This window comes from Desulfosporosinus sp. BICA1-9, from assembly GCF_000802135.1.
Genome location: NZ_JUEE01000170.1, coordinates 23,173 through 31,850, shown reverse-complemented (window position 1 = coordinate 31,850; position 8,678 = coordinate 23,173). Strand labels below are relative to the sequence as shown.

Here is an 8,678-nt window from a genome sequence, read left to right as displayed (position 1 = left end):
TTAGCAGACGTCACCTGGCGGGGTATAGGAACGATACCAGGGTCCGGCCTAGTACTCAAGCCGGAATACTCAAACTTTGACGCGCGCTTAGTTTTTGGCCTGGAGGAAAGCCAAAACGCCGGTCCGGCAGGTTGCCTATGCGGCGAGATTCTCAAAGGGAAGAAAATACCTCCCGATTGCTCTTTGTTTAAAACCGTTTGCAATCCGGAAAAACCTGTAGGGCCGTGCATGGTTTCCTCAGAGGGTACCTGTGGTGCGTATTATAAGTACCATAATTAAGTGGACACAGATGAGTGTTCTTGTTCTAGTAATAGTTTTTGAAGGAGGAACGTATGCAAGAAGAAAAAGTATTGCTCGGTCATGGCAACGGTGGCAAATACACCCAAAGACTCGTGAAAGAGCTTTTCCATCACTATTTTAGTAATGACTTACTCGATGAGATGAACGATGCAGCTCGGTTTTTGACACCCGGGGAGAGACTTGCGTTTACCACAGATAGTTATGTAATCTCTCCCCTGACTTTCCCTGGCGGAGACATCGGGAAACTGGCTGTTTGCGGAACAGTCAATGATTTAGCTGTGAGCGGTGCCCGACCCTTGTATTTAAGTGCAGGATTTATTATAGAAGAAGGGTTTTCGATGGCCAGCCTTAGGCAGATTGTCCAGTCTATGGCAGACACGGCTAAAGCAGCCGGTGTGCTAATTGTTACCGGCGACACGAAAGTCGTACCTAAAGGTTGTGCTGATCAGCTTTTTATCAATACGGCAGGTATTGGGGTCATACTTCCTGGGGCTGATGTGTCAGGAAGTAACGCCAGGCCAGGGGATAAGATCATCATTAATGGGACGATAGGCGACCATGGCATGACCATTATGGCCAGGCGGTCGGAACTTAATTTTGATAATCTCCGCAGTGACTGTGCTCCGCTCAACGGGTTAATCCAAGAGTTATTGTTGGAGGTACCAGGTATTAGGGTGCTTAGGGACCCTACACGGGGTGGAGTAGCGACGACTCTCAATGAAATTGCCGTGCAGAGCGGTGTGGGTATTGGTTTAGATGAGGATTCCCTGCCCGTTCAGGGAAATGTGAAGTCAGCCTGTGATATCTTAGGATTAGACCCTCTATATCTGGCAAACGAAGGTAAGTTTCTGGCCGTGGTGCCGCAACCGCAGGTTGAGGCAGCTATGAATGTCCTTCGAAAACACCCGCTGGGACAGGATGCTGCGGTAATCGGTGAAGTGGTCAATGGCCCTGTCGGTAAAGTGTACCTTAAGACAGGCATTGGTGGTAAGAGGATTGTTGATGTCCTTGTAGCTGATCAACTGCCGCGTATCTGTTAGAAACAAGCTTGAATCATGTTTACGTAATAACCTTATATCCGACAAAGCAAGGATATAAGGTTATTTGTCTTTGAACCTAATCCAAGTAATGTAGAAAAGGAAACGGACTTAAAAAGCGTCAAGGAGAATGTTACAAAAACGTTAAATTTAATTCAAGGGTTCTTCAAATTGGTCATTTATAATTCAAGTATCGAGAAAATCCTAAGGTTACCATCCTCGGCATAGAACCACAGGAGATTCGGTAAATACATTATAAATTTTCCTCGAAAAGGAGGGGCATATGGATAAGCAGATGACAGTGACAGATCATTTGGGGGAGCTCAGATACCGTCTCATTATTTCATCTGTGGCGCTGCTCGCCGGCGCCACCGTGATTTATCTAAATATGGATAAAGTTATCATGTGGCTTACGGCTCCTTTAAGTGGAAAGCAACTGTACTTTATCGGTCCTGCTGATGGGTTTTTTACAACGATTCAAATAGCAGTCGTAGGGGGGATTATGGTTAGCCTGCCGGTGCTTATTTACCAAGCCATTGCGTTTATTATGCCAGGCTGTACTCGACAAGAACGGAAGACGATTTTCTCTGCCATTCCACCGGCATTGATCCTTTTTGCTTTGGGAGCAGGTTTTGGTAATCAAGTGATTTTCCCTTTAGTACTACGATTTTTTATGGGGGTTGGAGAGGGTTACCTTAACCCTATGCTTCTGGGTGGTAAATATTTTTCTTTCCTATTATTATTAACATTTGGTATGGGTGTTTTTTTTGAAATTCCCATCGTAATGATAGCCCTCAGCCGGCTGGGCTTAGTAAAATCAAGAAAGCTTAGAAATACGCGACTATATGGCTACATTGGAGTCCTTCTCCTCATAGGTCTGATCGTACCTACCCCAGACGTTTTAACTCTAGTGGCCATCTCTGCCCCAGTACTTCTTCTCTACGAATCGAGCATCTGGGTTATTTATTTTATGGAAAAAAACAAGATGAAGAAAGAAAATGTTAACTATGCATGAGACAAAATAATTCACAGGAAGTGATGAGCATAATGGGAGGGCGCAAAATGAAAAATAAAGGTGGACATTTATCACATGGCATCTTAATGTTACTATGCTGTTTGGTACCGATTGTTCTGCTAGCAGTACTGTCATCGTTAAACTTGCAAAGTTCAGGTGTAAAAAATGGATTATGGGTGTTATTAATATTGGCTTGTCCATTGGGACATTTAGTAATGATGAAATTCATGTCTCATAATCATAAACATCAAGATGTAGCAGATGGGGAAAATTGTAAACAAGAATAAACTGGGCATACAATGACCTAATATCCTGAAAACAAGGATATTAGGTCATTTGTTTTTGTACCTAGATCCAAGGAAATATAGAAAAAAGCAACTAATAATTATGGCAAAGCAGCAAGGAATGAAGTTTCAGGAAACGGGCTTTCAAAGTCCGTTTTGAAGAGAATATTACAAAAGCGTTATTTTTAATTCAAGAGTTCTTCAAATTAATTATTTATAATTCAAGTATCGATTCAAGGGCCTAGCCCCATATCATCAAGCAGTTTGGTTAGGTATTGGATCAAGTAATTTTTCGGGAGGTGTTTCGGTAATGTCTAATTCTACATGCACGTGTTGTCTGGAAGACGACCAGGAGAAGTACCAACGGATCGCGGAAATCATCGAAGAGTACAAAGCTCATGAAGGTAGTCTAATCCAGATTCTGCACATAGCCCAGGGAATTTTCGGGTATCTGCCACTTGAGCTGCAACAATTCATAGCTGAAAAAATGGAGTTGCCGTTGTCTGAGGTTTATGGGGTAGTCACGTTTTATTCCTACTTTGCTTTACGTCCTCGAGGAAAGTACACGATCAGGGTCTGTATGGGAACTGCCTGTTATGTACGTGGTGCTAAAAAGATCGTCGATGAGTTAAAGAAAAAGTTAGACATTAAAGTGGGAGAGACAACGGAAGAAGGTCTCTTTACCCTGGAAGTAGCGCGTTGTATTGGTGCTTGTGGTCTTGCTCCAGTAATGACGGTTAATGACACAGTTTATCAGAGGGTGAATCCTGAAGAGTTGGATACCATTCTTGGTGAATACACGAATAAGTAAGGGGTGAATTGTCGTGCAAGTCGCATTTTCCTATATCAATACTAAAGAAGATCTTGTGAAAGTTCGGTCAAGTTACAATGAAGCTATCAGCAAATACAACTATACTGTTTTGGTTTGTTCCGGCGCAGGTTGTATCTCTACTAACTGTCATGCAGTTAAGGATGCTTTGCTCAATTCCCTCAAGGCGCACGGTTTAGAACAGGATGTCGTCGTATTTGAAACGGGATGTATCGGTTCATGCGATATTGGGCCGGTGATGGTAGTTTCGCCGGGCGAAACCTTTTATACCAGGCTAAAGCCTGCTGATATTCCGGGGATCGTCCAGTCTCATCTTATCGACGGCAAAATAGTAGAGAATAAAGTCTTTTTCGACCGTCAACTTATGAAACGGGTACCCTGTCTGAAGGATATTGACTTTTTTAAAGCCCAGGTAAAAATAGCCCTGCGAAACTGCGGAGCAATTGATCACTCTTCTCTTCCGGCCTATATATCAAGAGACGGCTATCTGGCTTTTGCAAAAGCGGTTGTCGAGATGACTCCGGAAAGTCTGATTGACGAAATCAAAAAATCAGGCCTGCGCGGACGTGGTGGCGGAGGTTTTCCCACAGGAGTGAAGTGGGAAGCTGGATTAAAAGCCGCTGGTAGTGTTAAATACATCGTCTGCAATGCTGATGAAGGTGATCCTGGTGCTTTTATGGATCGCAGCATTCTGGAAGGAGATCCCCACAGCATCATAGAGGGAATGATGATTGGCGGATATGCCATTGGTGCCCACAAAGGCTATGTTTATGTCCGAGCTGAATACCCACTGGCCGTGGAACGTTTGGAACACGCGATTGACCAGGCCCGGGCAGCTAGATTGTTAGGGGAGAATATCTTGGGAAGCGCATTCTCATTTGATATAGAAATTCGCATTGGTGCCGGTGCTTTTGTCTGCGGGGAAGAAACGGCGTTAATGCATTCGATAGAAGGAAAACGCGGCGAACCAAGGCAAAAACCACCGTACCCCTGCCAAAGCGGGTTATTTGCCAAGCCAACAATTATTAATAATGTCGAAACATATGCCAATATAGCTCCCATTGTCTTAAACGGTTGTGAGTGGTTTACACAGTATGGGACTGCCAGTAGCAAGGGGACTAAGGTATTTGCCCTTGCCGGTAATGTAGTCAATACCGGATTGGTTGAAGTTCCCATGGGAATGAGCTTAGGTGACATTCTCTTCAAAATCGGCGGCGGTATTCCTAAAAAGAAAGAGTTTAAAGCTGCCCAAACAGGAGGTCCTTCTGGCGGCTGTATAACTAAGGAATATCTTGACACTCCTGTTGATTACGATTCGTTAATCAAACTCGGAGCCATTATGGGCTCAGGCGGACTTATCGTTATGGATGAAGATGCCTGTATGGTGGACGTGGCCCGTTTCTTTATGGAATTTGTGCAAGATGAGTCTTGCGGTAAGTGTGTTCCCTGCCGGACTGGTACTAAGCGTATGCTGGAAATACTTGAACGGATCATGCGAGGTGAAGGCCGCGAAGGAGACATCGAACTGTTAGAGGAATTAGGAGAAAACATCAGGGAGACAGCCATCTGCGGTTTAGGACAAACAGCACCCAACCCTGTTCTGAGTACGATTAAGTATTTCCGCCATGAGTATGAGGAACACATTCAGGATAAGAGTTGCCAAGCATGTCGAAATGCGCAAAAAAAACTCGTCCCGAAAAGTTCTCCGGCCTAAGCGTCTAGCCGTTGCTGTAACGCTTGGAACCCGGTTCGGAAATATGATGGGTATTCCGGGTGAAGACCCGAACGAGATGCTGGAATTTACAAAAAGTCAATACTTGAATTAAGTGCTCGATTTATGACAGGAGGGCAAACAATGATAAATCTAACTATAAATAATAAAAGGATAACTGTTAAGGAAGGAACTACAATTCTGGAAGCAGCCAAGCTGAATAATATCTTAATTCCTAGCTTGTGCTATCTGGAAGGGGTTCATAAATATGGTTCCTGCCGGATATGTGCGGTGGAAGTGGAAGGTGCTAGAAATTTACAAGCTTCCTGCATAACCGCAGTTAGAGAGGACATGGTTGTTCACACTAAAACGGAGCGGGTACAAAAAGCCCGGAAGCTCCTTTATGAGTTAATGCTTTCTGACCATCCGAAAGATTGTTTGAACTGTGAGCGGAACCAGTCATGTGAACTGCAAAAACTAGGGGAATTAATTCAAGTTAAAGAAGTGCGGTTTAACGGGCAACAGTCCAAAGGTGTCCTCGATGATTTATCTCCTTCCATCATGCGGGATACCTCGAAATGCATTTTATGCCGCCGATGCATAACCGTTTGTAATGAAATTCAGGGTGTTGGTGTGCTAAATGCTCAGCAGCGGGGCTTTAAAACAATGATCGGACCAGCAGCGGCTCTGCAACTGAATTCAGTAAACTGTGCCTTTTGTGGTCAGTGTACGGTTGTTTGTCCTGTAGGCGCTTTGCAGGAGAAGGACGCGATTACCAAGGTCTGGAACGCCCTGCATGACACCAAGAAACGGGTTATTGTCCAGACAGCTCCGGCGATTCGGGCTGCTCTGGGGGAAGAATTCAGTTATGAACCGGGGACTCTGGTAACGGGAAAAATGGTTACCGCCTTGCGAGAGATGGGTTTTGATGATGTATTTGATACCAATTTTGCGGCGGATTTGACGATCTTGGAGGAAGGCAACGAATTTTTGCAGCGTATCCAGCAAGTATTTAACGGCAGCAGTGCCGTCTTACCGATGATTACCAGTTGTAGTCCAGGATGGGTGAAGTTTGTCGAGCACGCATTCCCGGCTGAACTTGACCACCTTTCTACTTGTAAGTCGCCGCATATGATGCTCGGAGCATTGGCAAAGAGCTATTATGCTGAGAAGGTCGGGATACGTCCGGAAGATATTTTTGTCGTCTCGATCATGCCCTGTACCGCTAAAAAGTTTGAGGTAACCCGGCCGGAACTGACCAATGGTGGCCAGGCCAATGTCGATGCTGTTCTAACGACTCGGGAATTGGCAAGGATGATTAAAGAGGCCGGGATTGATTTTCGGGCCTTGGCGGAATCCGACTTCGACAATCCGCTGGGTCTATCGACCGGTGCAGCAGATATTTTCGGTGTTACTGGCGGAGTTATGGAAGCCGCCCTACGCTCAGTTTATGAAATTATAACCGGACGGGAACTTCCGTTTGACGGGCTTCATGTCCATCCGATCGTCGGTTTGGAGAGAATTAAGACAGCTGATCTGGTAATTGAAAATCCGTTGCCTGAGTATAAGTTCCTGGGCGGTGTGACGGTTAAGGTTGCTGTAACCAGCGGGCTTAAGGGTGCTAAAATCTTAATGGAGCAGATCGCTCAAGGAGAGTCGCCTTATCACTTTATTGAAGTTATGGGTTGTCCCGGCGGCTGTATTAGTGGCGGAGGTCAACCGAGACCGACCACAGCCGAAATTCGCAGGAAACGTTTAGCGGCAATTTATCAGGAAGACGAGGGTAAACAGCTCCGAAAATCTCATGAGAATCCTTTGATTCAGTCTTTATATGCAGAATTTCTTGGACACCCCTTGGGACACAAATCACATGAGTTATTGCATACTCACTACACGGATAGAGGTATATATAACGAACATTTGCCCACAAAAAGGGATTGTCTGGGATAACGCGGTGGAATTTGTCTGTAAGAATGCAGACTGCCAGCTAAGGAAGGTGAAAAGGATGACTTTATCAAGAAGAGAAGCATTTAATCGGGAATGGCAAGCAGCTGACTTCATCTATGATCAGGAGATTAAGGATTTACTGCAACAAGGGAAACAGGCGACGACTGCTCAAGTTCGAATGATAATTGCCAAAGCTCGCGCAGCGAAAGGTTTGACTCCACTCGAAGTTGCTGTCTTACTGGAAAACGAAGATGCAGAACTAACAGGCCTGATGTACGAAGTAGCTGCGGAAATCAAGCAAAGAATCTACGGAAAACGGATTGTTCTGTTTGCACCTCTCTATCTAAGCGATCATTGTATCAATAGCTGTGTATATTGCGGCTATAAACGGGATAACAAGTTCATCAGGCAAAAGCTTACTATGGAACAAATAAAAGGAGAGGTAAAGGTTTTAGAGGGCATGGGTCACAAACGGCTTGCTTTGGAAGCCGGTGAACACCCGGAGGAATGTCCTATTGAATACGTAGTGGACTGCTTAAAGACCATTTACGACATCAAATTCGCCAACGGCAGTATCCGGCGTTGTAATGTCAATATTGCCGCCACTACTGTTGAAGAATACAGATTGTTGAAAGATGCTGGTATTGGCACCTATATTTTGTTTCAGGAAACCTACCACTGGGAAACCTACCAGAAGATGCATCCCGCTGGCCCCAAAGCAGATTATGATTGGCATACGACAGCTCATGACCGGGCGATGACCGCCGGGATTGATGATGTAGGTTTTGGGGTCTTATTTGGGCTCTATGACTATAAATTCGAAGTCTTAGGCTTGATGATGCATGCTTTACATCTGGAACAACGCTTTGGCGTGGGGCCGCACACAATCTCTGTACCGCGCTTGCGCCCAGCCCGGGGGGTAGATTATGAAACTTTCCCTTACCTTGTCAGTGATGAGGAATTCATGAGGTTGGTGGCCATCATCCGTTTAGCAGTGCCCTATACCGGTATGATTGCTTCCACACGGGAGAGACCGGAACTGCGGGACAGATTGCTGAGTATTGGCATTTCCCAAATTTCCGCTGGTTCGTGTACCGGTGTCGGCGGATACATTAAAGAAGCGGAAAAACAGGACAAGACAACAACTGACCATCCTGCCGTTACCAACCAGGAGAAATCTCCCCAATTTGAAGTCGAAGACCATCGGAGTCCGGATGAAGTATTGTATAGTGTCTGTAACTCGGGTTGGTTACCAAGTTATTGTACGGCTTGTTACCGTCAGGGACGAACTGGGGACAGGTTTATGGCACTGGCCAAATCCGGCGAGATCCAAAATGTCTGTCAGCCTAACGCTATTCTCACCTTTAAGGAATATCTGTTGGATTATGCTTCACCGGAGACTCAGAAAGTGGGCGAAGAGACAATCCTGAAACATTTACAGGAAATAAAGAGTGAGAAGATCCGGAATTACACAGAAGAGGCTCTCAAAAGGTTGGAACTGGGGGAACGGGACATTTATCTATGATTACAAAGAAAAAATTCTTCCAAAAAGATG

The 8,678-nt window shown here is 45.1% G+C and carries 7 protein-coding genes and 1 pseudogene; all 8 read left to right on the top strand.

Going from position 1 to position 8,678, the window contains the following annotated elements; all coding sequences use genetic code 11:
- Nucleotides 1-279 (top strand): annotated as a pseudogene (locus JL57_RS35155) (hydrogenase formation protein HypD); the annotation flags it as partial.
- 53 nt (nt 280-332) lie between these two features.
- Nucleotides 333-1,340 (top strand): hydrogenase expression/formation protein HypE, encoded by a 1,008-nt coding sequence (gene hypE / locus JL57_RS21450; RefSeq protein WP_034143946.1) that lies wholly within the window; start codon nt 333-335, stop codon nt 1,338-1,340.
- 280 nt (nt 1,341-1,620) lie between these two features.
- Complete coding sequence (gene tatC / locus JL57_RS21445; protein ID WP_034143947.1) at nt 1,621-2,352, top strand: twin-arginine translocase subunit TatC; 732 nt, start codon at nt 1,621-1,623, stop codon at nt 2,350-2,352.
- Nucleotides 2,353-2,399: 47 nt separating this feature from the next.
- Nucleotides 2,400-2,639: a DUF2933 domain-containing protein gene (locus JL57_RS21440; RefSeq protein WP_034143948.1), complete on the top strand. Its 240-nt coding sequence runs from the start codon at nt 2,400-2,402 to the stop codon at nt 2,637-2,639.
- Between the two features lie 307 nt (nt 2,640-2,946).
- The gene (gene nuoE, locus JL57_RS21435; RefSeq protein WP_034143949.1) at nt 2,947-3,447 is read left to right on the top strand and encodes an NADH-quinone oxidoreductase subunit NuoE; all 501 of its coding nucleotides are present in this window, start codon (nt 2,947-2,949) and stop codon (nt 3,445-3,447) included.
- A gap of 55 nt (nt 3,448-3,502) precedes the next feature.
- Nucleotides 3,503-5,179 carry an NADH-quinone oxidoreductase subunit NuoF gene (gene nuoF / locus JL57_RS21430; protein ID WP_366557070.1) on the top strand — a complete coding sequence of 559 codons (1,677 nt, stop codon included), beginning with the start codon at nt 3,503-3,505 and terminating at the stop codon, nt 5,177-5,179.
- Nucleotides 5,180-5,320: 141 nt separating this feature from the next.
- Nucleotides 5,321-7,126 (top strand): NADH-dependent [FeFe] hydrogenase, group A6, encoded by a 1,806-nt coding sequence (locus tag JL57_RS21425; RefSeq protein ID WP_034143950.1) that lies wholly within the window; start codon nt 5,321-5,323, stop codon nt 7,124-7,126.
- Nucleotides 7,127-7,181: 55 nt separating this feature from the next.
- Nucleotides 7,182-8,648 (top strand): [FeFe] hydrogenase H-cluster radical SAM maturase HydG, encoded by a 1,467-nt coding sequence (hydG, locus tag JL57_RS21420; RefSeq protein WP_034143951.1) that lies wholly within the window; start codon nt 7,182-7,184, stop codon nt 8,646-8,648.
- Nucleotides 8,649-8,678: the final 30 nt, after the last annotated feature.

Coding starts and splice junctions, on each gene's coding strand:
- hypE (WP_034143946.1), top strand. CDS start 333: ATGCAAGAAGAAAAAGTATTGCTCGGTCATGGCAACGGTGGCAAATAC.
- tatC (WP_034143947.1), top strand. CDS start 1,621: ATGGATAAGCAGATGACAGTGACAGATCATTTGGGGGAGCTCAGATAC.
- JL57_RS21440 (WP_034143948.1), top strand. CDS start 2,400: ATGAAAAATAAAGGTGGACATTTATCACATGGCATCTTAATGTTACTA.
- nuoE (WP_034143949.1), top strand. CDS start 2,947: ATGTCTAATTCTACATGCACGTGTTGTCTGGAAGACGACCAGGAGAAG.
- JL57_RS21425 (WP_034143950.1), top strand. CDS start 5,321: ATGATAAATCTAACTATAAATAATAAAAGGATAACTGTTAAGGAAGGA.
- hydG (WP_034143951.1), top strand. CDS start 7,182: ATGACTTTATCAAGAAGAGAAGCATTTAATCGGGAATGGCAAGCAGCT.